Consider the following 22,137-nt stretch of genomic DNA (forward strand, 5'->3'; position numbering starts at 1 on the left):
GGCAAGAAGGAAATAAACCGGCTGAAACGATAACTATTCGGCATTATATTAGCTCCGCTAAATTAACGGCAAAAGAGTTATTAGAAAAATCTCGAGCACATTGGAGTATAGAAGTGCAGCTGCACTGGCGTTTGGATGTGGGCTTTAACGAAGATAGTTGTCGTATTAGACGAGAGCAGGCTGGTGAAAACTTGGCAGTCATACGCCATGCGGTCATAAATCTCTTAACAGAAGAAAAATCATTTAAAGCCGGCATCAAGCGAAAGCAGAAAAAGGCAAATCGAAATAACGATTACCTTTCCAAAGTCCTTGTAGGGCAAGGGCTTTCGTAATCTTGCCCTGTTATGCTGATAATCTAAGGTACGATCTCTAAGCCCCTTCAAGGCATTGAAAATATATTGCTTTATACTAGGTGTCTCATTTTCTATAACGAAAATAAGACACCTTTTTTATATCTAGTGATATTTGAAAAACACCGGATATTTCCAAACTCAAACTCAAACTCAAACTCAAAAAGCACACATCTAACTCAACGTTTGATGCACAACCTCATACCCTAAAATGTTCCCTTCAAACTTTCCTTTTTCACAGTAATAAAAAATCCGCTTTTTATGATGATTAATGGCGATCACATCTTGATTGGAATACGCCACTTCAATATCAGGATCTTCGATATAGCAACGCAGCGCAATGAGCCCATGTTTGGTCAGTTTAAGATGCCTTTCCCATAAATAGATCCGATCGGCTTTGTTTTTAATGCGTTCCAACGCGACAAAATACTTAACCAAATTTATGCTTAGTAATCGCCGATAAAGTTTAGTGTCATTCAACGCGATGGGCTCTGGTGTTAACAGAGCCTGAACATGCCTATCGACAGCCTCTATGATCTCTGGATTTTTACGCCAGAGCGCCCAACGCTTTTCTGCAAAAACGAATAACGCATTTTGCCCTGCTAATGATTCAATCGGATCGTCCATATTAAGCTCGGATTTGGTCGCTTTTGACATTAACCCCACCGCCGCCATTTTAATGCCCATCTCATGAGCAAGAAAATGGTTAATTACAATCTGCGCTTGGTCTTGCTGTGTGATCTGCTTTTTCATAATGCCTCACCAATCATAAGCTCACTAAACGCCTTGCCATCAGAACGTGAAGCATTGGCGACATAAGGGGCATAAACCTGAAACAACAAACGTGTATCGCTGTGACCAAGCATTTGTGAGATATACAATGGGTTCTCATGAGCAGCAATATGCAAAACCGCAGCGGTATGGCGTGTTTCATAAGGGCGGCGACGCGTTAACCCCGCTTTTTTCAATGTCGGATACCATAGTTTTTTACTAATGAAATGGGTATCAAGCGGTTGACCATTGTCATTCACAAAAACAAAAGCAGAGTCATGATTGCGCTTTGCTTTTACACGCATTAATAAATCGCGCAAGGTATCGCACATCTTTAAGCTGCGGCGTGATTTAGGCGTTTTCACATCACAAATCTCACCACTGACATAATTTTGGCGAATATGGATCAACCCATGGTCAAAATCGATATGTTCCCAATACAAACCATGCACTTCGCAACTGCGCATACCGGTCCAAAACCGCAACATAAAATAATCACGCCATTGTTCATCCACCGTTTGTAAAAACTGGCACACCTCATTTTTGGTCATTGGGTTCGAATTGGCCGTTTCTTCTCGTAACGCTTTGTAGCGGCGAAATGGGTAATCAAATTTGTATTCTTCAGAAGACAAACTCAAGATGGCAATAAAGGGCCAAAAAACATTATTGATGCGCTTGTTGCTTAATAGGCGATCGCCGGCGCTGTTGGTTTTCTCCATTAAGTTTTGGCGATAATAGTCAATTTGCGAAAGCTGTATTTCATTGATCAACATATTGCCAAACTCAGGCAGTAAATAACGATCTAAATTGCCTCGAACGCTGCGCTGGTAGCTGCTTTTCCATTTGCCTTTTTGACGCTCAAACCATTGGTTGGCAAACGTTTCAAAAAATGGAAATTGGCATTCTGGATCTTTATCGCGTTGCAATGATTCAAATAATTGCACTTTCTTACTGTTGGGAAAATAATTGCGATATTGAAAGGTTCCCAAGTCAATTTCAGCGTTCATTTGCTTGAGTTGCAATTGCGCGGTCTTGAGATTTTTCGGGGTAGCGAGGGTTTTTGTGCCTTCACGAAAACGCTGACCGTAAAGGTGTAAGTCGAACTGAATGCGCCCATTTGGACGTACGCGAATATGAGCCATGATTGGCCTCCATCAAATAGATCTATCCCTATCCGATGGAGTTCGCTAAAATACGACCATCGGCTGGATCTGGTTTAAACGTCAGGCAGCCGGTACGAGGCAGGGGGGTTGCCGCCCCTCTGTCTCAACTGCAATTTCTAGAGTCATCCCATTCAACGATTTTCCAACTCATCACATCAAGTTATTATCTCAACGTCATGCCTAGTGAATCATTGACTGGTTAATCTTTCATCTATTACTATAATAAATACTGTGTATTTGTCCAGTTGTTTTTGGCGCTTTTTGTTACCTATTGGCGAAATGGCCAAACTTAAAAATTAAATAGATCCGGTTGTTCTTCATGAGAAGGCTTTGATTCACCTTGGATTGCATTAAAACTTTCAAGCAAGGGCTGTATGGCTTTTGGCGCGTCATTGTCCTTTTCAACACTGAAGGTGGAGAGCGGTAATGTATCGGCTTCGGAGTTATAACAACCCAATTTATACTCACCATTGAGATTTTGATACAGCATCATTTTGATTTTTTTAGCGCAGGTTAAATCCTTGATCTTAATGTCCGAGATTTCTTTTGGACAAAAGCGCAGCGCTAACCCTTTACCGATGTATTTTTCATTTCCCATACCAAAGATCTTAATGGGTTTGATAAATTGATAGGGCTTAATTAAAGAGCAGAGAGTCAGGCTGTCCGGTTCTAAATATAATATCGCTTGGTTGGCCTTTTTTATTTTACTGTATTGGGTTTGGCAGTGTTTTATTTCGGCCTTAAAGTGATAAAAATCCAACATAAAATGCAGTAGCGGTTTGATGGTATCTGCTTTCTTCGTTAAAAAAATGTCGATGCCAGCAAGCGATAGAGTGGAGCTAAAAGTCGGTGATATGAAGGTGATATCTTCACCTTGCAGATTGATGTCGATTTCTTCTGTGGTGAGGTTTTCACACATATGAGTCAGCGTACGCGTCGCTTCTTCTGTGAGCTGCATATTCATGGGTATGTTCATATTGCTCGGCAGCACTTTTTCTTCAATGGCATTATCTCGTTGTATCTTGATGGTCTGTTTGTCTTTATTAAACTCAATATAGTCAAACGGCAGATTGTTGGTGGCTTCATGTATCACTCGTTCAATGGCCGTTTTCCTAATGGTAAACGTGCTCCTTTGTGCCTTTTTTTTCAAATAGTCGACATGCGTATCATCGACTTCTTTACACTCACACGTTCGCAGGGCAAATTCTTCTGGGGCTTTATCATTTAACAGTGTGCTGTTATGAATCAAAGCGACGTGATTTTCACCGTTCAATTTACGATTTAACGTCAACTCTATATCTTGTTCTGGATCGGGAAAATACGTTAGGATCTGAGCGAAATAACTGCCATCAAGACTAAACGAAAGGCTTTTTTTCGGCGCAGGATCTAACGTTAACGCCATCTCTACGCAAAAAGGTTCTACGCCACTGACCAGTGTTAAACTGGCATCAGACTTATCGATAATAAAACTGACGACACAATCTGATTTTCGAATTTCGAGTGAATCGATCAACGTCTGTACAAAGGTGCGATTACTCGCGGGAATGGTGAGCGGGATCAGGTTCATAAATTGTCCTTGTCATGTTGAATGGATAATAAACATTGATGAGCGGTGTCTAAAATAAGATCGGATATACCGTCCTTCGGCCTTAAGGTGACGGTGAGGAGAGTGTCGCCTTCAGGATGCTTGGTTATGCGTAAGGTATCCTTGGATTGCATAAATTCGTCTTTAAGTATTTTCTCCTTTCGAGCAGGGCGCACTTTTCTGTTAACGGCGAGCTCAAAATCAAATGTTAACCATTGCCAGTCCTTGTGATGAAAAATTTCCCGATAAGCTTTGGCATGCTTGAGGTTACAGTCGGGCGTGAAATACAGCGTATTGTCTTCAACATTTCGCTTAATAGGCGGAAGAAGGCGAAGCGCCGTTTTTTGTTTCTTAGTGATCGCAGCAATGTGATGCTGACAACCTAATTTCCAGATCGCACTTAAGCCCTGCAAATCGATGATCTTGGCTTCATGCATGGAATGAAACAAGTAACCCAATAAGCTGTGATCATTAGAGGCAACGCTTTTCTCCCAAGTACAATAAGCACTCATGTCTTCAGATTGTTCCTTTGGTTTCTTTGTTTTTTCGGCAGGCAAAAATAGGGACGCTCGGATCTCGGTCTCTTCCAGTAATACCGGATTGGCTTGTTTCTCATTTAACGCTTTATATTGGCGATCCCACATGATTTTATGCAATCGGCTCGAGAGGGCGTTGGATTGATTTTTGAGACCAAATAAATAGCGTAACTCGGCATGAGAATAAGCTTGTTGCAGATCTAAAGAGTAACGCTTAGTAATGATAGGTAATAACCAGTCTACGCCATGTAAATAAGACCAACGGGTGGTGGCATAATGGGCATGTCCAATTTGCATGCCCATTTCATCGAGCAATATCCCATCATTGACCAGAGTGATCTCACGCCCATTCAACCAATAACGAAAGCGAGTGGCCAACGTATTATCACTGAGCATCACCGTTTCAAGCTCAGTTTTTCCGCGTGAGATTTCTCGCGTTTGATTGGCCAGATGCAACCCTTGCAGCATGAATAAGTGCACGCCACTGTGGCGAAGATGATGAAAATTTACTTGTTCGCCAAACAGCGCTTTTAATGCCTTAGATACCGGCAATACATAAAATAATTGTCGCGAATGATACTTCTCACCTTCAAAGCCAATCAGTGGTGAGTCTGGCGGGAGGGCTTTTTTCATGCTCAACGTGGTACATAAAAAGGAAATAAATTGTTTTGGGAGCACAGTATGTACCATGCGGGTATTGCCACTTTTGGTGTGACCTTCCTCTGTGGCGGTGATGCAAAGGCTTAATGCGCCTTTACTCGGATCAAAGGTGATGTCTTGAAAACGTAATCGCAACACTTCCCCACGTCGTAACATACCAAAAAAGCCCAATATCGCGGCCAGCGCCGCATACAATGACCTAAATGGATTATTGGTTGGGGCATTAATTAAGGCGTCAAATAGATGCTCAAAGTCGTCCAAACTGAGCCGATAGGCATTGACGGATGGCCGGTTTGTCGGAGGGGTTAATGCCGACATATCGAGTGATTCTGTCAATTCTTGCACGCTGATGAATCGCAAAAAATAATACATGGTCAATTGAGTTGAATCGGTGCTCAGTGATTGATACACCGTTTTGGCCCACAGGTTAAGATCAACTTCTGAAGTGGCCTCGACATAGCTCAGAGGAAAGTTCAACAGCGTTTTATCTAATGTGGTGTATTTCACAATGGAGCTTGGAGCAAGACGCTCTTTTTTCACCCCGCCATATTCGATTAACTGCGCCGTATATAAAAAGAGCATTCGCGGCAAAATATTGTGAGCATCCCATTGCGGCTCTAATGCCCAATCGATGTAGCGGGCTTTTTGTTGTGTTACCGACGATTTGGCTGAATGATCTTTCACAATGTGGTTGAGTAATTGTTTATGCGGCCAGTTCGCCTTTTTGGTCGAGGTTTTCAACTTATCAAACCAATTGAGATCCCAATCAATATCATAAATGGTGCGCACTTTAGTGGCGGATTTTATGTGTGTATTGTCAGTGACTGGAATAAAGCCGACATGCCGCTCAGGGTAGGACAGATCTTTTAGCAAACTCGGTGGCAATTTGTGGATAATAAACCAGGTAATTTGAAAGCGTTGCTGCCATTGATTCGCTCGCGCTTTAGGAAGATGATACGTTTGCGCCCATTGTTCACAGCGTTTAAATAAGGCGTTGTCTGTGATGCTTGGCGGGGCGGCTGCATAATAATCACAGAGCAAACGGTAACAAAAGAGTGAGAGATGATAGTGAGTAAAACTGGCATCGACATCTTTGTGTTGTAGATGCCTTACCGTTAACCGTGTAGCCACGCCGTTTTGCTCAATGCTTGTTGGATCATTGAGAATTTGACCAATATGCTTGAGAGACAATGGTGCCACCTCAAAGCCTATCATCAAGGTGATAAAAACAGTATCAATGCTGGGGCGCTGGGTGAAAAAATCGCACTTGAGTTGTTGGTAATGCTCATGCCATTGATGGGCCGAGGATGCCTGATTTGTCAGTGGAGTAAACCATTGAATATTATGATCGTCTAAATGGGTGCTAATACTATCTTGTCGTGGCAAAACCCAATGACAAGCTTCTTTTAAATACACGACGATGTGATTTAACGCCTGCCGGTACAGGCGCTGTTTACCGGTGGGGATCTCACGTATGATTTTTCGAGCAGTATCGAGATCTTTTTCGGTCAACTCTCTTTGTTCAAATTGATGTACTGGCCAATGGGCAAATACCCACGCGAGATCGTCTTGACTTGAGCAAGGCATGGTCAGTTGCTGGTAATACTCAATGACTTTGTTGGCCTCATGTTGGGCTTGGTTACTGACCATAATCCATCTCCTGCAATCCCAAGCGACCAGATAAACTGTGTAAATGTTGCTGCATGCGCGCGTGAGTGGGCGCAAACACATCATCACTGCCAAGATGTTCACCAAGATTAGAATGTCCCATTAACCGGTCAACATCCTGATCGCCTAATTGAATACTCAAATCTGAATTTGTCGCGCTTTGAGCAAAAAAATGTCGTAATTGATAAGGCACGATGCCAGGCCAAAGATCATGCATAAAATGTCGTAATAACCGATTTGATAATGAATAGGGCACACCCTCGGGAGTCAGGCAAAACCACAGATCATCGTGTGGGAACTTTTCAGGCGTAAGAGACAATACAAATTGTTGGTATTGCAGATAACGTGCGATCTCTTGTTGAAGATAAGGGTTAAGGCTCAACATTCTTAAACGCCCTTTATCAGAGACAAACACCGTGTGATTTCCAAAATTTCGATGCGCTGGAATACTGATACTGTGGTTTGGCCTAACCCCAGTAAGTACGATGAACAAAAAAGCGATCCGATAAGTGGCAAGATTATAATGCGCGATCCATTGATCTTTTGTGGCCGATTGTATAGGGGCATTTTTCTTGATATGAGTAAAGAGTCGTTTAAAAAACGCCGTTACATCGGTTTCATCTACATAACGACGACTGCCAATGTGGATAGGTGCGGTGATTTCGACATTACCACTCTTCTTTGCGCTGACTAACTGGTGTTGCAGGATCCGTCCGAATTGGCTGAGGTGATTGGGAAACTTGGGAATCGTCGTGAATAACGAAATGGTTTCTTTGATGGTTGGGCTTTTAATTTTATCGACGAGCTCAGCATCTCGCATCGCACAGATAAGCGCCGTCAAATAGCGATTATGGGCTTCAAAAATTTTATACCGAATTTGATCGCTATCGAGACGCTGATACGAATAAGCACTTTGATGATGGTGACGGTTGGAAGGCAGCAGCGTCATTCGCACGATCGCGCCCAGGTGGTTATCAGCTTGGACACAGTGAAAAAAGTAATTAAAGAAGCGATCTTTTCGTACCCGAGGGTAAGCACTTAATGCTGCAGGGGTTTTCCATTTTATTTCCGATAAAATATCAAATAATGCGGCTTTTTCTGGGCGGCTCAGAAAATAAGACGATGTGTTTGTGGAGCTTTGCAGTGCATTAAAATAGCGTTTCTTTTTGATAAACGCTAACATAAGAGCATTGAACGCAGTAGGAACGGGTTGCCAAACATAATGCTGCTCTTTTGCTTGAATGTTTTTATGGTGACACAACGTATATTCACACCAAGACACCCCATTGGCTTTATTGATCCGAAAAGCATTTTTAGTACAAGGTGCGGCGGTGCTAACACGATAAAAATCTGGGATATCTTGCGCCGACTCAATCGATGACATCTCACGTGTTAACCATAAAAATAGCCCTGCGAACATGATACCTGGCTGTGAGTTTTTCTTGTGACCCAGTTTCATAAGGAAAATAGCCAACGTGACGGCATTATCAAGCGCCGCCGGATATTTTCCACCAGAGTTTCGCTGCCGATTTTTGCGACTGATATGATGCAATATTGACATGCTTTTTTCCTTTAAATCGATGATGACAAGTCGGGATATCTATGTGTTATGAGCGAAATGCGGTGGGGCTGCAACTGGCTATCGTTGCCAATTGTTTTTTATTGGGTGGGGCGAGATTGAGATGTTTGGCTTGTTCGATTCTATGATGAATATTTCGTGGGTGGTGCATGCGATTGGTCATCACAAAAGCAGGCTCAAATAATAAGAAACCAAGGATCCGTTCATCAAGGTTCTCTTCAGGGTAAATTAATACCGTGAGCATTAATGAGTTTGCATCAACGTGGAAGCGCAATTGTTCAATGATCGGCGTTGGCATTAAACTGCAATATTGGGCGCTGGAAGGTGAGTCAGCATCGGTTGGGAGCGTCACAGGAATAGGGTGAAGATCGAGCAATGCTTGCGCCTGCGCTAACGACATAAAGCGCATGTCGGTTGATGGCGCGGATAATTCAAATCGATCCAATTGAGCGAGGTGACTCACCATGTTATGCATGATTATTGACGTCGACATTAATGGAACACGTTTTGATTTCATTGGCTTACCTTTATTTGTATCAATAATGGATGAATGATGCCTGGGTGTTTTAAGTGGCTTGTAGTTAGATCGCGAGAAATAATTTGCTCTCTATAAATACTTTACCTACACCGGAAGAAAGTCCGAAGAATTCAGAGGGGGAAAATGGGGGGTAAATGAAGAAATGTTCAAAAAATAATCAAAATTGAGATGCGTATCTCATTTTTGGTTCGTTAATGAATGAAGATTATGCTTTTTAATCATCAGGTTGACGTATTTTTACTGATTACAATCGCGCTGTGATTTGAGGCGATCTGTACTAGCAAGGTTGGACTTTTCATTGTGCGACTTTTCTTAACAGGACTAAAAACGGCGTGCTGTTTCGCTACGCTCAAGTTTAACCCGTTATTTGGGCGTTAGTTTTAACTAATCAGAATGGTCACTTTAAATGTTAGGTGTGAGATTTATTTAAAATGATTTTGTGGTAATTGTGATTTCCCCAGAACTGCAACGATCAAAATAAAATCCTCTTTCTTGTTAAAATAAGCAACATGTTTACCAACAGGAAAGTAAAAACCATTTGGATATAAGTCATGACAGCTTTTTCCAACTGTGGGGGTGTCAGCGAGCATTTGAAATCCAATAAGAAGCTTATTTTTGTAATTCTGCCACTGCACTTCTGAAAAATTGGTAACAGTATAGTTTTTTATTTTTCGTAAATGAGCTTGAGCCAATTTACTTAGTTTATATCGTGAATTTGGCATTTTTTTAATTACAACGCATTAAGAAATGTTTCACCATCGACCACATTACCTTTTGCAGCATCTTCCTTTGCAGACTCAAAGCAACGTATTATGTAATCGGCTTTCATAGCTTCAATCTCTTCATAGTCTTTAATTGACATAACAACAACGACATCCTTGCTGTTCTTACTTATTTTAACTGGTTCACGTTGAGCGTTTAGAAGTAGCTCACCAAAATTACGTTTAGCATCATTTGCTGTTAATGTGATCATAGGTAATATCCAAATTTATGATTCATACGATATTATAATTTACCACACAAAATGCACAAATTGATTAAATCGCACGATTTGTGCGAAAGTTAAACAAACAAATTAGCAAGGACTAAAAGCAGCAGGCATTTTTGCGCAGCTCAAGTTTAGCCCACTATTTGGGCATTATGTAACTGGCCAAAAGTAATCCAATGGATTAGATTTTAACTAGCAGAGCCCCCTAAAGCTGGTGTACAGATGCAAGGTGCTGGTCGGTGGAGTGCGAGTCATTTTCACGAAGGAGTATTGGTACGATACGGGGGCAGACCGTCTCAGCTAGAAAAGTGGCGTCAATTACACGGGTAGAATAAGATATTCATTGGTGGTGGCGCTTAAATGACTGTCGATTCTAAATAAGCAGCTTCGGGCTTGTTCAACACCCAGATAAGGTGTCGGCTGCGCGACACCTATCCTTATTTGTTAGTGGCCTTGGAATTAAACCAGTGCTAACATTTGTGTGTACACAGTTAAATTTGAGGTAAACCAAATGGACACACGTATCCAATTTAGAGTTGATGAAGAAACAAAACGTCTAGCACAGTTAATGGCTGAAAGCCAAGGACGTACTTTAAGCGATGCATGTCGAGAGCTTGCTGAAGGGTTAGCTGAAGAACAGCGAAAATCCATGAGTCATGATGCATGGTTGTCTGCTGAAATTAACGCAGCATTTGATAAATTTGATAGTGGAAAATCTAGCTTTATCATACATGAAGAAGCTAAGTCCCAAATGGAAGCAAGGAAACAAAAAATTCGTAATCGAGCTAAATCATGATTTTTTGGGAAGAAGAATCATTGAATGATCGTGAAAAAATATTTGAATTTCTTTTTGATTTCAATCCAAGTGCTGCTGAAAAAACGGATCAAATTATTGAAAATAAAGTTGAGGACTTACTCAAACACCCTTTAATGGGTGTTGAAAGAGATATTTTTCTTGGAAGGGTGTTAATTATTCCAGAGGTTTCAATGATTGTATCTTATTGGCTTGATGGCAAAACTATAAGGATAATGCGAGTTTTACATCAAAAACAAAATTTTCCACCAGAAAGTTCAGCCACACACATACAAAGCTAATGTGTAGCCGCTAGTGATCAACGAAATTTCCCTCTCCGAGAGCCGCCCCGTAGGGCGACTGTTGTTAACCTAAGAAGATGTATTTTAGTGCAGCAACAAGAACCGCTAACCCTACGCCAAACATGAATTTTTTAATCCATGATAAATCTGTTTTAATTTCGCTAAGGTCTGCTTTTAAGTCCTTGTGAAGCACTTCAAGATCACTTTTAGTCGCTGCACCATTACCAAACATTTCACCGAAAAGGTTTACCATTTCTTCGGCTTGCTTTTCGTCAATGCCTACTTTTTGCAACCGCTTGATTGCCTTGTGTGTATCGAGTGGAATTACTGTCATTTCGTACCCCTCATTGATTAACTGATAACTCATTATGAGTGTATGTCGCTCATAAGTCAATTGAATAATGCGCGTATATCACTCATTTTTTTGTTCTTGTCTGTGTTTAATTCCTTCAACAATTAACTCTACAGCTGTCCGTCTAGTGCGCCACCAATCGTAAAAGGTTCTGCGCGGAATGTTTGCCATGTCTGCCACTTCTTTAGCGTCAAGCCCTACGCTCTGACGGCAATAAGCGGAAAAGGTTTCTTTCTCAGTGGTTTGTGTCATTACTACCTCAATGCGCGTATGTCATTCATAATGAGTTAAAGTGTGCGTTATCTGCACATAAAAATCAATTTAAAACGCCATATTAGCAATTGCTAACATGCTGGCCGTATCCGTATCGATCAGTCTGAGTGTGGTATCTAGTGTTTTGTTGCCTAGCATCAAGTGAGTAGTTGGTGTATCAACGCCTTGCCGTTTCAAGCGTACTGCAAACGTCCTTCGCCCCGAAAGAATACTGGGGCGTTCAATTCCACTATCAGCTAGTATCCGTTTGATGTGGTTGTTTAGACCGTTACAGTGAAACGTAACGCTACCTGAGTCGGTTTCCCTGCGTTTAATCTTGAAATAAGCCCCGTTAGCCCTTTTGAAAAACGGTTCATCTGGATTATCCCCTGTGAGGTATAAATGAGGTGTTATCCTTTAATGGGGATATTGCGTGATCAGGTATCCTCATTAATTTTAGAGCTTGCAAGGCAAGATGAAATATTAAAAAAGGCTACCGCTCTGGTGATATCCGACTCCTTGAGCCGTTCTCGATAGTCGAGAAACTTAGCCAGAGCTATTGTATAAAACATTATGTAGTGTGTTCGGTGAGAATCAGAGTCGCTATAAATATTCGATATTTAGGTGTAGAAATAGAGGATGCTTTAAATATTTCAGAAGATACTGATTCATAAAAGCAACTCATATAAACTCGTAAAAACAAGTAATTTAATTTCGTAAAAACAAATTTTGTATATCGAGTGAAACTATTTATAAGAAGTGGTCAAGCATGGCAAAGATTGGTAATGAAAAATTAGTGGATGCACTTAGCCAGTAGTCTCTTTATCAACAACATCTTAGTAATTTAACACTGCAAGGGAAACGGCCTGCCACCATTGATGCCTATTCTCGTGCGCTACGTCGTATATCCGCCTATTTTGATTGCCCACCCGATACCTTAACCACGCAAGACCTAAAGCAGTACTTCGAAGCATTAATACGATCCCACTCATAGAGTACCGTCAAACTAGATCGAAATGGTTTACAGTTTTTCTATCGTTACACGATAGAAAAACAATGGGAATGGTTGAATATTGTTAAGCCACCACAGCCTGATACCATTACCTGTACAGGTACTCAATGCGTTACGAAACTATTGGAAAACTCATCGTCATCCCACCTTGCTCTTTCCCGGTTTAGGTAATGGTCGCAATAGTCCGATGGATCGCGGTGGGATACAAAAAGCGCTCAAACAAAGTATTAAGAGATTGCCGAATACATAAGCATATTAGCCCTCACTCATTACGCCATTGCTTTGCTACTTACCTACTTGAACAAGGTCTTGCTCTTCGTTCACTTCAACATTTACTCGGCCATGCCAGTTTAAATACAACGGCAAGATACACCCAACATGCTTGGTAACCGATTAACCTGCGCAGTCGGTTACCAGAGCTAGTCAAACAAGAGTTGTGGGGAATATTGCTCACGTACAATTTGATTCGTTATCAGATGGTTGAATTGAGCTTCAGTTTGAAAGGGAATTATTTGCCTTATCAACTCAGCTTTAACGGAACACTTGCACATATCACTGCATTATTGGTTGGGTTACCGTATTCAACACCAGGCGCGATCCCGCGACAGTTAAAAGGGGTTCACAACATGGCTGAAAGCTTAATACTTGAGCGGCGAAGGAGATAGCCTGCTGTTTTTAGTCCTTTTAAGCAACTGGTTATGCGTCTTCATCTACAATTGGAATACCCAACATGGTATCTTCTATCACTGAATGACATTCGATAGTGAACCACTTTTGAAACAAAGACCATGTGCGTTTAGATGGCCACAAAGTCTCATCCACATACCAATCAAACAATTCTCGTTCAAATAGTGCGCCATGATTTAATTTAACCCACTCCTTTATTGTTTCTGGTGTATCAGAAGCTTCAACATTGACTAAGTAAACCGTACGATCTTCGTTTACATGTTCCAATGTGAGCTCACATGAACCTGTGGGATCGACCTTATTTAACCAATCAATTGCAGGTTGCTTATATCTGAGTATTAATGCGCCGCGATTTAACATATTTTGAACCTATTTTATCAATGTGAGCGAAAAAATATCATGAAAAGTCCGTTGGCAATAGTTACTTTGCCTCTTTAAACGCATAACGCCGCGTTAACGTGCGTCCAAGGAAATTGCAAAATACATCAACTTTACGCAATGTAGATTGATGTAGTTTTACAAACTCTTTGTTTTCAAAAGCGTCAGCTTCCCCACTTGGTCTTCATTTTCTTAATGCCGATATCATTTGATTCAACACCTAGCTTCGTTTGCCAATGAGGGAGTAACTTAGCGATAGACTCTTGCATTCGCTTGCGATAAAAACCATTAAGCAACTTAAGACGATTATCAACACTGGTATTTTTTGTTACAGCTAGCTCTAGTTGTGTTACGCCTTTTTCTGTCACAGCATGCTTACCCGCAGTATCAACAATATTCAGTCGATAGCGCTTCCCCCAAAGATAATGGCTTTCACCGTTTACCTTACAATGCTTTAAATTTTTCAACCATATCCTTGTCAACCTCTTTGATTAGATGAGATGACAAGCCTAGGTGCTTGGCCTCGTGACTAAACGAGCGTGTTGCTTCAAATATTTCCTCAGCCATCACCATAATCGCTTTCTTTGAAGGCAACCCCGACTGAGCCGCTAACTGGTTTAGTGCGTTCTTTGGCGTGTGGCCATTACCACCAAATGCGGTCATATGCTCTTTGTAAGGATAGGACTGTAAACAATGCGTAGAAAGGCGATAGCGACCAGTTATCGGCGTCACAGGCAAGAAAACTGAAGTTCTTACTGTGATCATCTTGGTTAACAGTTAGGTAATTAAATATGCAGCGCTTAATGAGCTTCTGAGACTCTGTGACACTACACATGATGCGCGTCGCTTTAACTAAATCCACATAGTCCAAAGAAGGCTCTCGATACGGTGTATCTAACAACCCACATGCAGAAATCATATGGACTCGACCGCCTTGCACGGTGCAATCAAATCGTTCCTGCTCTAGCCAAAACCGTCCATTACCCGCATCAATTAAATTAAAGTTAGGAACCTCAATTCCGGCATTACGGGCCATCTACATGTAGCAATATTCCACCAATGATTCAGCGTGCTTCAAATCAAACTTTTCCGATGTCAGTTTGACGATAAGCTTTGTTCCTTTCGCGTCATCTAATGTTGAATATTTGCCATTCGATAAGCGTGTAACGTTCATTTTTGGCCTAGCACCACCCGAGCCCCCTGTATTCATCAAGTGCTCAAGTAAAGCTGACTCGGTGCCTTCAAACTCTTCAATCGCAGCTCGGCCAAGAGTAATAATATCAATCGACTTTTTGGAGTCATCAAGTAAATCTAATTCTGTCTCATAGCTCAAGGCACCCATACACCTGTCACCTAGGTGGGCCAAGCGCTCTAGGGCGGTAATTTCCTTTGGGTTATGATTATTTTGCCTAGATACACGATCCATAAGGTATAGACCCCAACCATCAGGAAGGCTATCCCCAAAAATCCCGTGAATACCGTAATGTGGCTCTCTCGGGGCAACTTGAAGGCTTGTATCAGCCTTTAAATTGAAAGGAGCCAAAGAGGTAGGATGAGCGCTTAAATAGCCCTCATCAAATTGAAAAAAGCTTTGCTTACTATTTTCAACCAATTTTCCGACAAGTATCTTTTCACCTGTGCTAAGCGTTCGTTTGACGGTTAAGGCTGATTTAAGCATGTTTGAGCACATCTTCTATTGATTTAAATTCAGGCTCAGAGGGCTTTGTTATGTTTTTTATTTTTTTCAAATCACCGACTGCCTCATAAAGCATGAGAAACTGACGTAATGAGATGTTGCCAGATGACTCGAACTTTCGGATCGTCGCGTAAGGCACACCAGAGAGATCGGCCAACTTCTGAACGCTGAGCTTATCTTTTTTTCGTGCAGACTTGATAAACTCTTTGAGCTCCATCTGTAAATCATAAGCGGTATAAAGAGATAACATACATTCCTAGTAAATTGCTACTATGGTATGCATTATAGCATAAATGTGATTTTAATTGTTATTATAGTAGCAATAAGTAGGTGGGCACCACCACAGCTAGCGCATTCTAATTATCTAGCCCGAATAATATTATCATCTCTAATTAGGTGTCCGGGTAAATAAGGCTGTACTCATTGATTATGCCCGTTTTGGTGCTTAACTTGGAGGTGATAATGGATGAGATTTTTCACCATTGCTTGATATTGAACAACAGTGTTTGTGGTGATATCCAAAAAATAGAGAAACAATGGATCCTGACGGTACATGAGGAAGCAACGGAAGAAGATCTGCTCAATGATTGTCGGTTTGAAGAGGTGGGTGATATTATGTCAACCGTTCGATTAAAAGTACGATATTGTCCCTATTGTGGTGACAAGTTAATTGACGCCTAATGGGCAACAAATCAACCTTATACTATAAAGACCTGAAATCATGAAAATTAGTCGAAATAGCGAGTGCCCTTGCGGCAGTGGAAAAAAATATAAACGTTGTTGCATGGATAAGGTTTCTAAGGCGCGATCTGAGTTTACTGATGAAATTCAAGCTATCGCTGCCATGAGTCCGGATCTAAGTCTTGATGATCTCAACATTATTATTCAACAAAAAGCGGATGAGCAAAATAACCGACCGAATACTGACTTTTCTGGGTTATCGTCAAGTCAGATGGCTAATTGGTTTTATGCCCCACTCACTGAGTTACAAGACGTCATCATCCATCACACTCCAAAAGATATCTCTAGCAGTCCGGTGATGCGCTATTTTTCACTTATTGTGGATGAGATTTTGCTCGATGGTGGTTCGCTTAAAGCCACCACTAAAGGGAATCTACCTGCCAAATTGGTCAAAAAAGCCAGTGCATTATTATCTGAATTTCCGGTATCACAATTCAATACTGTGATCAGCATCAGTGAATTTTCTGGCAGTAATGAAGATAAATTTAATGCACTCCATTACGCACGAGTATTGGCTGAAATAGCGGGCATCATTGAGTTTAAAGCTGGGCGTTTTTATTTAGCCGATGGCATGCAGGAGAATTACCAACAAGATGGTTTGGCCGTATTCTTTCCGTTAATGCTTGAAACGGCAGTAAAAGAGTATAATTGGGGCTACTTTGATCGTTGGGAAGATGAAGTGCCGTTAGAGCAATTTTGGTTGTTTATGCTATGGCGACTGTGTTCTCATGGCGACTTAGATCGTTTAAATGAAGAAGTCTGTATTGCCTTTCCTGATTTACTAACCTTGATGCAAGATGAGCAATATAGCACCCCGAAAAACCGACTTGCTTATATGATTGAAATCCGATTTATCTCCCGATTTTTAGAGTTCTTTGGTTTTGTGATGCTTGATCCTTGTCGTTTTTATGAGGGAGAGTCAGTGGTAAGGCAGTTAACGATTCTACCGTTACTTAAGCAGACGTTTGAGTTTAAAGTTTGAATTTCAATGGTATCTTGATGCTATATTGGTCATTCTTGCATTCTCACTCTGCAATTAGCCATTTCGCCGTAAACATCGCCCAGGCGGGGATATGCCACGCTTGCGAGTGGCAAATATTGAAACGCGATCCAATAAATCCTGTTGCATGCCATCTATAATTAATTTTGCGAATTCTGCTCGGGGATAATGCCAGTGGGAAGCCATATTCAACCTTAGTGATAAATTGTGATGGTTATCGCTACCATGAGTCCGGATGTGAGTCGTCACCAATTCAACCGTAAACCCTCGTCTTGTAAGGTCTACTTTTCAAGTCTACATCAAACGGTAAATAACAACCTGATCCTTAAGGCGTTTCAATGTATAGCGAAAAAAAATTGGCGAGCTTGATTTGCCATGAAGAAATCATAATGGAAGGGCTAGATAAAGATTTCTGGCGTTTAATTAAACTAGTATCACCTCAAAGGTGGGAGCATATCGACGAGACGAAAGAGCTGTATTCTTGGGTTCTCGCCCTTATTGGTGACCACTGTATTTACTTTGATAGCGAGAAAAATGTATATGTTATTGCTCAGTTTGATGATTATTGGGAAATAAACACCGAAAAGGGCGTATATGAATCATTACATCAACTCATAACGGATATCGTACGATCACGCTTTAAACGCCCTTAACGCTGTCAGGTATTAAGAGGGCGCTATTTTGAATGAACTGTCGGGGAGTAATAAAGGGGTGAAGCAATCACTCCAAGGTTAGATGCTTTATTGTTCTCCTGCATGGGCGCTCTCAGGTGGTAACGATGTTACTTGATCGCAAGTCTCGCCCGATAAAACAGGGAATAACATTGAGTAAGGTACATTCCAAGAGCTACCATCAACCACGACAATGGCTTTTTTGGGGTTTAATTTATTAAGTGATTTATTACTCGTTATTTTTAAGTTAACCCGTGTTTCCGTCTCTATTTTAGGAATACGTAGCGTCATACAGATCTTTAGATTGTTGGCATAGTTATTGAGCATTTGCCCACTCGATCATGGCTTCACTATTGCCTTGAAAAATGACTTTGCCTTGGCGTTTGCCAAATTGATAGTGGTACATAGGATCGTAATAGTCAGCTAATAAGGTTTTGACTGGCGCATCAAATGCCAAGTGCTCCCCTGTACGAAATAACACGTCCAATGCCTGAGTTAAACTGGTGTGCAATGCGTTAAAGCGATCGCCACCTAATCGTTTTTTAATCCGAGTTAAACTGCCTAATACAAAATCACTAAAGTGTTGCTCTGCATCGGGGCCAAAGCGTTGCTGATAGTCCTGCCAAGGTTGTGTCACATAATCTTCAACCGTCATCGCGATCCGCTTTTCTATGGGCTCTTCTAATATCGCTAACTCATTGCTTGTCATGGCGCGGCATAAGTTCTCAGGCATCACTATTCGGCCAATTAAGCGACCTTCATCTTCCACAAATAGCGGTTGTTTCGCATGTCGGTGGCGGTGTTTCAACATGACAATTGATACGGCATTTTCCCAATCAATACTGCTGGGTTGGAAGTCATCTGCATTACGACCAAAAGCCGAACCTCTGTGCTGAGCCAGTCCTTCAAAATCCACTTGATGATGAATATGTTGCAGTACTCGGGTTTTGCCAGAACCGGTCGGGCCACAGATATTAATCAAACGAAGTGACTCGATATTGTCATCGAGTTGATCCATCAAAAAGCGGCGCATCGCTTTGTAGCCACCATCAATAAGTGGATAATCCACACCGGATTCTTTAAGCCAAGCTTGAGTGGTATGAGAGCGCAAACCGCCCCGAAAGCAATAGAGATAACCATTGGGATTGTCGGTGCAAAAAGCTTTCCAATCGGCCAGCCGTTGTGCGCGAATTTCTGGTGTCGCCAGTTTTAAACCCAATAATATGGCTTCCTCTTCCCCAGCTTCTTTATAGCAAATACCAATTTCATGCCGCTGAGCATCATCGAGTAATGGACGATTGATTGATTGAGGAAAAGCGCCTTTATCAACCTCAATCGCCGCGCGAACATCCATCAAAGGAATATCATTTAAGAAGATATTGAGAAAATCTTTGCTATTGGGGCGCATAATTGAGGTCACTTAATGTAATGGTAGTACTCGCTAGAACAGGCGCTCAGAATACGTGACTTAAGGGGAAGGTCAAGTTTATGATTTGTATTTGGTTAGTTACTTTACTTGCTCATGCACTGCTTTTGAAAAAATCCAAATCACCGGCTTGGAGAGTTGAGCATATTATTCTTAGAATTTGGGGTTGTGGTGTGCTTGCAAATCATTAATCGTATTAAACATAACCCTAATAGTCTTGTTGTGGATTAGTAAATTTGGTCACTTAGTTAGATTAGAAAAAGTAAGTCTGATGAAGCTTTGGTGAAGTATGTGTTGAGTCAGTCGAAACAAGGAAAGGGGCACAAACGTGCTAGCGGTGATCGTGCTGGCACGTCTCTGGACAAAACCTTGCCAGCGCTTTTACTAAATTAGAAAATAATGAATAACTACAGGTATGGTAAATTGTTAACTTCGTTCCCATTTTAAATGTCTATAGACAAGAGTTATTAAGCGCGCACTCCTACCTCCTATTCAAATACACTTACTTGCTCTTGCAAACATGCCCACAACAAAATATAGTAAACTAGTTTACTAACTTCCAATCGAGATGGAACAGAATGATTTTTGAAGAACGTATTTGCATTGAAGCTTCACCTCAAGACATATATTCGTTATATACCGATGTCGAAAATTGGAGTCAATGGGATGAAGAAGTTGACTACTCTCATCTCATGGGAGAATTCAAGATCGGTACTAAAGGTATTCTGAAGCCGAGTAATGGACCTAAATCACAGATTGTAATTGCAGATGCTATACCAAATAAGCACTTTACTGTAACAAGTAAACTACCATTCTGCGTTCTATCATTTGAGCATCATTTGCAGGTCAATGGAAAAGTAACTCAAGTAATTCATAGAGTTAAGTTTTCAGGTTTAACTAGTTTTTTGTTTGGGAAAATCATTGGAAAGAAAATCTATAAAGGTCTACCGTCTACTCTTGAAGGACTAAAAAAAAGGGCTGAACACAATGTTTAAGCACGAACTCCCTTCGAACAGCGTAGGTCTACAGCTCTGGGTTGTTTACAATAAATGGCATTCAGAGGTAATGAAGCACCTCAAGCCTTTAAATATTAATCATACTCAGTTCGTTATACTCGCCTCCATACTATGGTGTAACAAGAATAAAAACGAAACAACACAAGCAGAAATAGTCAATATCACTGGCTTGGATAAGATGACACTATCCAAGTCGATGAAGACTCTAGTCGCTAATGAGATCATAATTAAAGATAAAGACGTTAGAGATACACGTAGTTTTTCGCTCAAACTCTCGAAAACTGGAGAATATCTAACGAAAAAAGCCATCGCTCAGGTAGAAGAGTTAGACCAGCTATACTTCGAGAGCCTACAAGACCAGAGAGCAATATTCACTTCTCTGCTACTAGGCCTTAAAAATAGTTAAGCGAAAGTAAGGCAAGTTGCAGGGTTTGAAACTGAGTTCAATCCCTCTCTGTCTCACTTTGGGGCATAACTGTGTTAGAAAAAAGGCCACGGATGAGACCTTTTTGCTTGTTTGTCCTGAAGATCGCAGTTCGACTATTATGTTTAATTAGATACATAATACATAGCAATTAACGATGATCCTACTGCAATCCCCATGTTTACAAACAACCTTGATAACGAGTTAGCCATGCCGTGATAGCTCCTGTCAGTAGCCTTAAATAACATAACCGTATTTGATGGCTGAAACAGACCACAACCTATACCAAATGACGATAAGGATATAATGGCGTAGGTAACCGTATAATTATTTCTAGACAGCCCGATCACGCCAATTAACATTAAGAAAGCCCCGATAAAACAAATATTTTTATAACCAATTTTCGTTATAAAAATCGATGATATTTTTGATGTGAAAACAGTAAAAACAGGCAGAATCATTGATAGGACCGAAATAAATAATATATCATTTGATGCCATTAATCTTAAAGGCGAAACGATGAACATAAACGATGTTGAGCAACCCAAAAATAAAGAACCAATCACAGATACGTAAAACTCATTACTAACCACATGCTTATTTAGTAACACTCCATTATTTTTGTCACTTAACTCCGAACGAATAAGTAAAATAAAAGCCAATATGACCATTGGTAATGCTACCTTTTCAATTGATAACATCATCCCACTAATTAAGCTTACAATAGAAAGTGAATACAAAAATATTTGATAGTAACTTTGACTTAAAGCAACAGATTTCTCTATCTTTACACTTGAAGATAGCATTAAAGAAACAACACAAAATGGAATGTTAATGTAAAATAACCACTCCCACGATAGGTAATTTAAGATCATCCCTCCCGCTACAGGTGCAAGTATCGGTCCCATACTTGCAAACGTTATTACTGTTGCTATTGATTTGGTTCTACTTGTATCATTTTTTATATATTGAGCAATTAACGTCATTGCTGTTGATTGTATCATTGCAGCTGCTACTCCTTGTAACGCTCTAAAAGAGATTAAACCCCATATAGACCATGATAAAGAGCACAATAGTGATGATATTAAAAACAGTAACATGCCAAAATTAAATAGTTTTATAGTGCCATGTATTGATGATAATTTACCAAAAATCAGAATTGTTCCACATAGCATTAATGAATAACTAGTAACGGTTAAAGCACCAATGGATGTATTACTATCAAAACTTTCAGCTATATCATTTACGGCTATTCCAATGATACCAGTATCGAGCATAGACAAGAACATACCAATTGCCGCAATAATAGTTATTCGTAATCCCTTATGCATAATTAACCTCTAAGTGGTTGAATTTCATGACTTATTTTGAATTCATTATTATAATATATATTGTTTATCTTTGCTTCTGTGACAATTATACCCTAGATTCTCAGAATAACCGACACACTTGGTATAGACACGAGAGCCAGCTGCTCGTAGGCTGAAGTTCTCAAACAATAACCAAGGTACCCACATGGGGAAACAATACAAACAGCTGACTCTTGTTG

General features: G+C 40.7%; 27 protein-coding genes and 2 pseudogenes. 10 read left to right on the forward strand and 19 right to left on the reverse strand.

The window, feature by feature from the left end; genetic code table 11:
* Positions 1 to 332 (forward strand): ISAs1 family transposase (locus HC723_RS13235; RefSeq protein WP_190339420.1); only part of this gene is annotated, 332 nt, incomplete at its 5' end.
* A gap of 192 nt (positions 333 to 524) precedes the next feature.
* Here the strand turns inward: HC723_RS13235 and HC723_RS13240 are convergent.
* The 8 genes from HC723_RS13240 to HC723_RS13275 all read right to left on the reverse strand — a co-directional run bounded on the left by HC723_RS13240 (position 525) and on the right by HC723_RS13275 (position 9,823).
* Positions 525 to 1,103, reverse strand: a complete 579-nt coding sequence (locus HC723_RS13240; protein WP_190339421.1) for a hypothetical protein — start codon at positions 1,101 to 1,103, stop codon at positions 525 to 527.
* Positions 1,100 to 2,263, reverse strand: a complete 1,164-nt coding sequence (locus HC723_RS13245) for an Arm DNA-binding domain-containing protein (RefSeq protein ID WP_190339422.1) — start codon at positions 2,261 to 2,263, stop codon at positions 1,100 to 1,102. Before HC723_RS13245 ends, HC723_RS13240 begins: the two co-directional genes overlap by 4 nt.
* A 310-nt stretch (positions 2,264 to 2,573) precedes the next feature.
* The gene (locus HC723_RS13250) at positions 2,574 to 3,851 is read right to left on the reverse strand and encodes a hypothetical protein (RefSeq protein ID WP_190339423.1); all 1,278 of its coding nucleotides are present in this window, start codon (positions 3,849 to 3,851) and stop codon (positions 2,574 to 2,576) included.
* Positions 3,848 to 6,715 carry a site-specific integrase gene (locus tag HC723_RS13255; RefSeq protein WP_190339424.1) on the reverse strand — a complete coding sequence of 956 codons (2,868 nt, stop codon included), beginning with the start codon at positions 6,713 to 6,715 and terminating at the stop codon, positions 3,848 to 3,850. Before HC723_RS13255 ends, HC723_RS13250 begins: the two co-directional genes overlap by 4 nt.
* Positions 6,705 to 8,294 carry a site-specific integrase gene (locus HC723_RS13260; protein WP_190339425.1) on the reverse strand — a complete coding sequence of 530 codons (1,590 nt, stop codon included), beginning with the start codon at positions 8,292 to 8,294 and terminating at the stop codon, positions 6,705 to 6,707. Before HC723_RS13260 ends, HC723_RS13255 begins: the two co-directional genes overlap by 11 nt.
* Before the next feature lie 46 nt (positions 8,295 to 8,340).
* The gene (locus HC723_RS13265) at positions 8,341 to 8,829 is read right to left on the reverse strand and encodes a hypothetical protein (protein WP_190339426.1); all 489 of its coding nucleotides are present in this window, start codon (positions 8,827 to 8,829) and stop codon (positions 8,341 to 8,343) included.
* A 443-nt stretch (positions 8,830 to 9,272) separates the two neighbouring features.
* The gene (locus HC723_RS13270; RefSeq protein WP_190339427.1) at positions 9,273 to 9,572 is read right to left on the reverse strand and encodes a type II toxin-antitoxin system RelE/ParE family toxin; all 300 of its coding nucleotides are present in this window, start codon (positions 9,570 to 9,572) and stop codon (positions 9,273 to 9,275) included.
* Positions 9,573 to 9,580: 8 nt separating this feature from the next.
* Positions 9,581 to 9,823 carry a type II toxin-antitoxin system Phd/YefM family antitoxin gene (locus HC723_RS13275; RefSeq protein ID WP_190339428.1) on the reverse strand — a complete coding sequence of 81 codons (243 nt, stop codon included), beginning with the start codon at positions 9,821 to 9,823 and terminating at the stop codon, positions 9,581 to 9,583.
* A gap of 526 nt (positions 9,824 to 10,349) precedes the next feature.
* Between HC723_RS13275 and HC723_RS13280 the strand changes: the two genes are divergently transcribed.
* Entirely contained in the window at positions 10,350 to 10,634 is a 285-nt protein-coding gene (locus HC723_RS13280; RefSeq protein ID WP_190339429.1) for a damage-inducible protein J, read from the forward strand.
* A complete protein-coding gene (locus tag HC723_RS13285; RefSeq protein ID WP_190339430.1) occupies positions 10,631 to 10,933 on the forward strand; it encodes a type II toxin-antitoxin system RelE/ParE family toxin in 303 nt (100 codons plus the stop codon). Before HC723_RS13280 ends, HC723_RS13285 begins: the two co-directional genes overlap by 4 nt.
* A gap of 64 nt (positions 10,934 to 10,997) precedes the next feature.
* Here the strand turns inward: HC723_RS13285 and HC723_RS13290 are convergent, their stop codons facing one another.
* Both HC723_RS13290 and HC723_RS13295 read right to left on the reverse strand, forming a co-directional pair.
* On the reverse strand, positions 10,998 to 11,267 hold the full coding sequence (locus tag HC723_RS13290; RefSeq protein WP_190339431.1) for a hypothetical protein: 270 nt from the start codon (positions 11,265 to 11,267) through the stop codon (positions 10,998 to 11,000).
* Between the two features lie 78 nt (positions 11,268 to 11,345).
* A complete protein-coding gene (locus HC723_RS13295) occupies positions 11,346 to 11,537 on the reverse strand; it encodes a hypothetical protein (protein ID WP_190339432.1) in 192 nt (63 codons plus the stop codon).
* Between the two features lie 817 nt (positions 11,538 to 12,354).
* On the opposite strand from HC723_RS13295, the pseudogene HC723_RS17350 reads away from it, so the two are divergent.
* Positions 12,355 to 12,926 (forward strand): annotated as a pseudogene (locus HC723_RS17350) (site-specific integrase); the annotation flags it as partial.
* Positions 12,925 to 13,208 (forward strand): annotated as a pseudogene (locus tag HC723_RS13310) (IS4 family transposase); the annotation flags it as partial. The pseudogenes HC723_RS17350 and HC723_RS13310, both read left to right, overlap by 2 nt.
* A gap of 37 nt (positions 13,209 to 13,245) precedes the next feature.
* On the opposite strand, the gene HC723_RS13315 reads toward HC723_RS13310, so the two are convergent.
* The 6 genes from HC723_RS13315 to HC723_RS13330 all read right to left on the reverse strand — a co-directional run bounded on the left by HC723_RS13315 (position 13,246) and on the right by HC723_RS13330 (position 15,560).
* On the reverse strand, positions 13,246 to 13,596 hold the full coding sequence (locus tag HC723_RS13315; RefSeq protein ID WP_190339433.1) for a hypothetical protein: 351 nt from the start codon (positions 13,594 to 13,596) through the stop codon (positions 13,246 to 13,248).
* A 182-nt stretch (positions 13,597 to 13,778) separates the two neighbouring features.
* Positions 13,779 to 14,081, reverse strand: a complete 303-nt coding sequence (locus HC723_RS13320) for a YgjP-like metallopeptidase domain-containing protein (protein ID WP_238925490.1) — start codon at positions 14,079 to 14,081, stop codon at positions 13,779 to 13,781.
* Positions 14,059 to 14,277, reverse strand: coding sequence for a hypothetical protein (locus tag HC723_RS17475; protein WP_238925491.1), 219 nt, complete (start codon positions 14,275 to 14,277; stop codon positions 14,059 to 14,061). Before HC723_RS17475 ends, HC723_RS13320 begins: the two co-directional genes overlap by 23 nt.
* The gene (locus tag HC723_RS17480) at positions 14,258 to 14,650 is read right to left on the reverse strand and encodes a HipA domain-containing protein (RefSeq protein ID WP_238925492.1); all 393 of its coding nucleotides are present in this window, start codon (positions 14,648 to 14,650) and stop codon (positions 14,258 to 14,260) included. Before HC723_RS17480 ends, HC723_RS17475 begins: the two co-directional genes overlap by 20 nt.
* Positions 14,651 to 15,292 (reverse strand): HipA N-terminal domain-containing protein, encoded by a 642-nt coding sequence (locus HC723_RS17485; protein WP_238925493.1) that lies wholly within the window; start codon positions 15,290 to 15,292, stop codon positions 14,651 to 14,653.
* Positions 15,285 to 15,560, reverse strand: coding sequence for a helix-turn-helix domain-containing protein (locus HC723_RS13330; RefSeq protein WP_190339434.1), 276 nt, complete (start codon positions 15,558 to 15,560; stop codon positions 15,285 to 15,287). The genes HC723_RS17485 and HC723_RS13330 overlap by 8 nt, the downstream gene beginning before the upstream one ends.
* Positions 15,561 to 15,772: 212 nt before the next feature.
* On the opposite strand from HC723_RS13330, the gene HC723_RS13335 reads away from it, so the two are divergent.
* The 3 genes from HC723_RS13335 to HC723_RS13345 all read left to right on the forward strand — a co-directional run bounded on the left by HC723_RS13335 (position 15,773) and on the right by HC723_RS13345 (position 17,704).
* Positions 15,773 to 15,991, forward strand: a complete 219-nt coding sequence (locus HC723_RS13335) for a hypothetical protein (RefSeq protein WP_190339435.1) — start codon at positions 15,773 to 15,775, stop codon at positions 15,989 to 15,991.
* A gap of 40 nt (positions 15,992 to 16,031) precedes the next feature.
* Positions 16,032 to 17,033: a YecA family protein gene (locus HC723_RS13340; RefSeq protein ID WP_190339436.1), complete on the forward strand. Its 1,002-nt coding sequence runs from the start codon at positions 16,032 to 16,034 to the stop codon at positions 17,031 to 17,033.
* Between the two features lie 356 nt (positions 17,034 to 17,389).
* Positions 17,390 to 17,704, forward strand: coding sequence for a hypothetical protein (locus HC723_RS13345; RefSeq protein WP_190339437.1), 315 nt, complete (start codon positions 17,390 to 17,392; stop codon positions 17,702 to 17,704).
* Between the two features lie 87 nt (positions 17,705 to 17,791).
* Here HC723_RS13345 and HC723_RS13350 read toward each other — a convergent pair whose 3' ends face one another.
* Both HC723_RS13350 and mnmH read right to left on the reverse strand, forming a co-directional pair.
* Positions 17,792 to 18,013, reverse strand: coding sequence for a hypothetical protein (locus HC723_RS13350; RefSeq protein ID WP_190339438.1), 222 nt, complete (start codon positions 18,011 to 18,013; stop codon positions 17,792 to 17,794).
* A gap of 25 nt (positions 18,014 to 18,038) precedes the next feature.
* The gene (gene mnmH / locus HC723_RS13355) at positions 18,039 to 19,130 is read right to left on the reverse strand and encodes a tRNA 2-selenouridine(34) synthase MnmH (protein WP_190339439.1); all 1,092 of its coding nucleotides are present in this window, start codon (positions 19,128 to 19,130) and stop codon (positions 18,039 to 18,041) included.
* Between the two features lie 596 nt (positions 19,131 to 19,726).
* Between mnmH and HC723_RS13360 the strand changes: the two genes are divergently transcribed.
* Both HC723_RS13360 and HC723_RS13365 read left to right on the forward strand, forming a co-directional pair.
* Positions 19,727 to 20,143 carry an SRPBCC family protein gene (locus tag HC723_RS13360; protein ID WP_107898978.1) on the forward strand — a complete coding sequence of 139 codons (417 nt, stop codon included), beginning with the start codon at positions 19,727 to 19,729 and terminating at the stop codon, positions 20,141 to 20,143.
* A gap of 70 nt (positions 20,144 to 20,213) precedes the next feature.
* Positions 20,214 to 20,570 (forward strand): MarR family winged helix-turn-helix transcriptional regulator, encoded by a 357-nt coding sequence (locus HC723_RS13365; RefSeq protein WP_238925494.1) that lies wholly within the window; start codon positions 20,214 to 20,216, stop codon positions 20,568 to 20,570.
* Positions 20,571 to 20,713: 143 nt separating this feature from the next.
* Here HC723_RS13365 and HC723_RS13370 read toward each other — a convergent pair whose 3' ends face one another.
* Positions 20,714 to 21,919: an MFS transporter gene (locus HC723_RS13370; RefSeq protein WP_190339441.1), complete on the reverse strand. Its 1,206-nt coding sequence runs from the start codon at positions 21,917 to 21,919 to the stop codon at positions 20,714 to 20,716.
* Positions 21,920 to 22,137 lie beyond the last annotated feature (218 nt).

Origin of the sequence: Vibrio sp. S11_S32 (assembly GCF_014694465.1) — a bacterium.
GTDB lineage: Bacteria > Pseudomonadota > Gammaproteobacteria > Enterobacterales > Vibrionaceae > Vibrio > Vibrio algicola.

Coding starts and splice junctions, on each gene's coding strand:
- HC723_RS13255 (WP_190339424.1), bottom strand. CDS start 6,715: ATGGTCAGTAACCAAGCCCAACATGAGGCCAACAAAGTCATTGAGTAT.
- HC723_RS17480 (WP_238925492.1), bottom strand. CDS start 14,650: ATGGCCCGTAATGCCGGAATTGAGGTTCCTAACTTTAATTTAATTGAT.
- HC723_RS13280 (WP_190339429.1), top strand. CDS start 10,350: ATGGACACACGTATCCAATTTAGAGTTGATGAAGAAACAAAACGTCTA.
- mnmH (WP_190339439.1), bottom strand. CDS start 19,130: ATGCGCCCCAATAGCAAAGATTTTCTCAATATCTTCTTAAATGATATT.
- HC723_RS13345 (WP_190339437.1), top strand. CDS start 17,390: ATGTATAGCGAAAAAAAATTGGCGAGCTTGATTTGCCATGAAGAAATC.
- HC723_RS13290 (WP_190339431.1), bottom strand. CDS start 11,267: ATGACAGTAATTCCACTCGATACACACAAGGCAATCAAGCGGTTGCAA.
- HC723_RS13250 (WP_190339423.1), bottom strand. CDS start 3,851: ATGAACCTGATCCCGCTCACCATTCCCGCGAGTAATCGCACCTTTGTA.
- HC723_RS13365 (WP_238925494.1), top strand. CDS start 20,214: ATGAAGCACCTCAAGCCTTTAAATATTAATCATACTCAGTTCGTTATA.
- HC723_RS13240 (WP_190339421.1), bottom strand. CDS start 1,103: ATGAAAAAGCAGATCACACAGCAAGACCAAGCGCAGATTGTAATTAAC.
- HC723_RS17475 (WP_238925491.1), bottom strand. CDS start 14,277: ATGACCGCATTTGGTGGTAATGGCCACACGCCAAAGAACGCACTAAAC.
- HC723_RS17485 (WP_238925493.1), bottom strand. CDS start 15,292: ATGCTTAAATCAGCCTTAACCGTCAAACGAACGCTTAGCACAGGTGAA.
- HC723_RS13245 (WP_190339422.1), bottom strand. CDS start 2,263: ATGGCTCATATTCGCGTACGTCCAAATGGGCGCATTCAGTTCGACTTA.
- HC723_RS13350 (WP_190339438.1), bottom strand. CDS start 18,013: ATGACGCTACGTATTCCTAAAATAGAGACGGAAACACGGGTTAACTTA.
- HC723_RS13340 (WP_190339436.1), top strand. CDS start 16,032: ATGAAAATTAGTCGAAATAGCGAGTGCCCTTGCGGCAGTGGAAAAAAA.
- HC723_RS13275 (WP_190339428.1), bottom strand. CDS start 9,823: ATGATCACATTAACAGCAAATGATGCTAAACGTAATTTTGGTGAGCTA.
- HC723_RS13370 (WP_190339441.1), bottom strand. CDS start 21,919: ATGCATAAGGGATTACGAATAACTATTATTGCGGCAATTGGTATGTTC.
- HC723_RS13315 (WP_190339433.1), bottom strand. CDS start 13,596: ATGTTAAATCGCGGCGCATTAATACTCAGATATAAGCAACCTGCAATT.
- HC723_RS13335 (WP_190339435.1), top strand. CDS start 15,773: ATGGATGAGATTTTTCACCATTGCTTGATATTGAACAACAGTGTTTGT.
- HC723_RS13285 (WP_190339430.1), top strand. CDS start 10,631: ATGATTTTTTGGGAAGAAGAATCATTGAATGATCGTGAAAAAATATTT.
- HC723_RS13360 (WP_107898978.1), top strand. CDS start 19,727: ATGATTTTTGAAGAACGTATTTGCATTGAAGCTTCACCTCAAGACATA.
- HC723_RS13330 (WP_190339434.1), bottom strand. CDS start 15,560: ATGTTATCTCTTTATACCGCTTATGATTTACAGATGGAGCTCAAAGAG.
- HC723_RS13265 (WP_190339426.1), bottom strand. CDS start 8,829: ATGAAATCAAAACGTGTTCCATTAATGTCGACGTCAATAATCATGCAT.
- HC723_RS13260 (WP_190339425.1), bottom strand. CDS start 8,294: ATGTCAATATTGCATCATATCAGTCGCAAAAATCGGCAGCGAAACTCT.
- HC723_RS13270 (WP_190339427.1), bottom strand. CDS start 9,572: ATGCCAAATTCACGATATAAACTAAGTAAATTGGCTCAAGCTCATTTA.
- HC723_RS13295 (WP_190339432.1), bottom strand. CDS start 11,537: ATGACACAAACCACTGAGAAAGAAACCTTTTCCGCTTATTGCCGTCAG.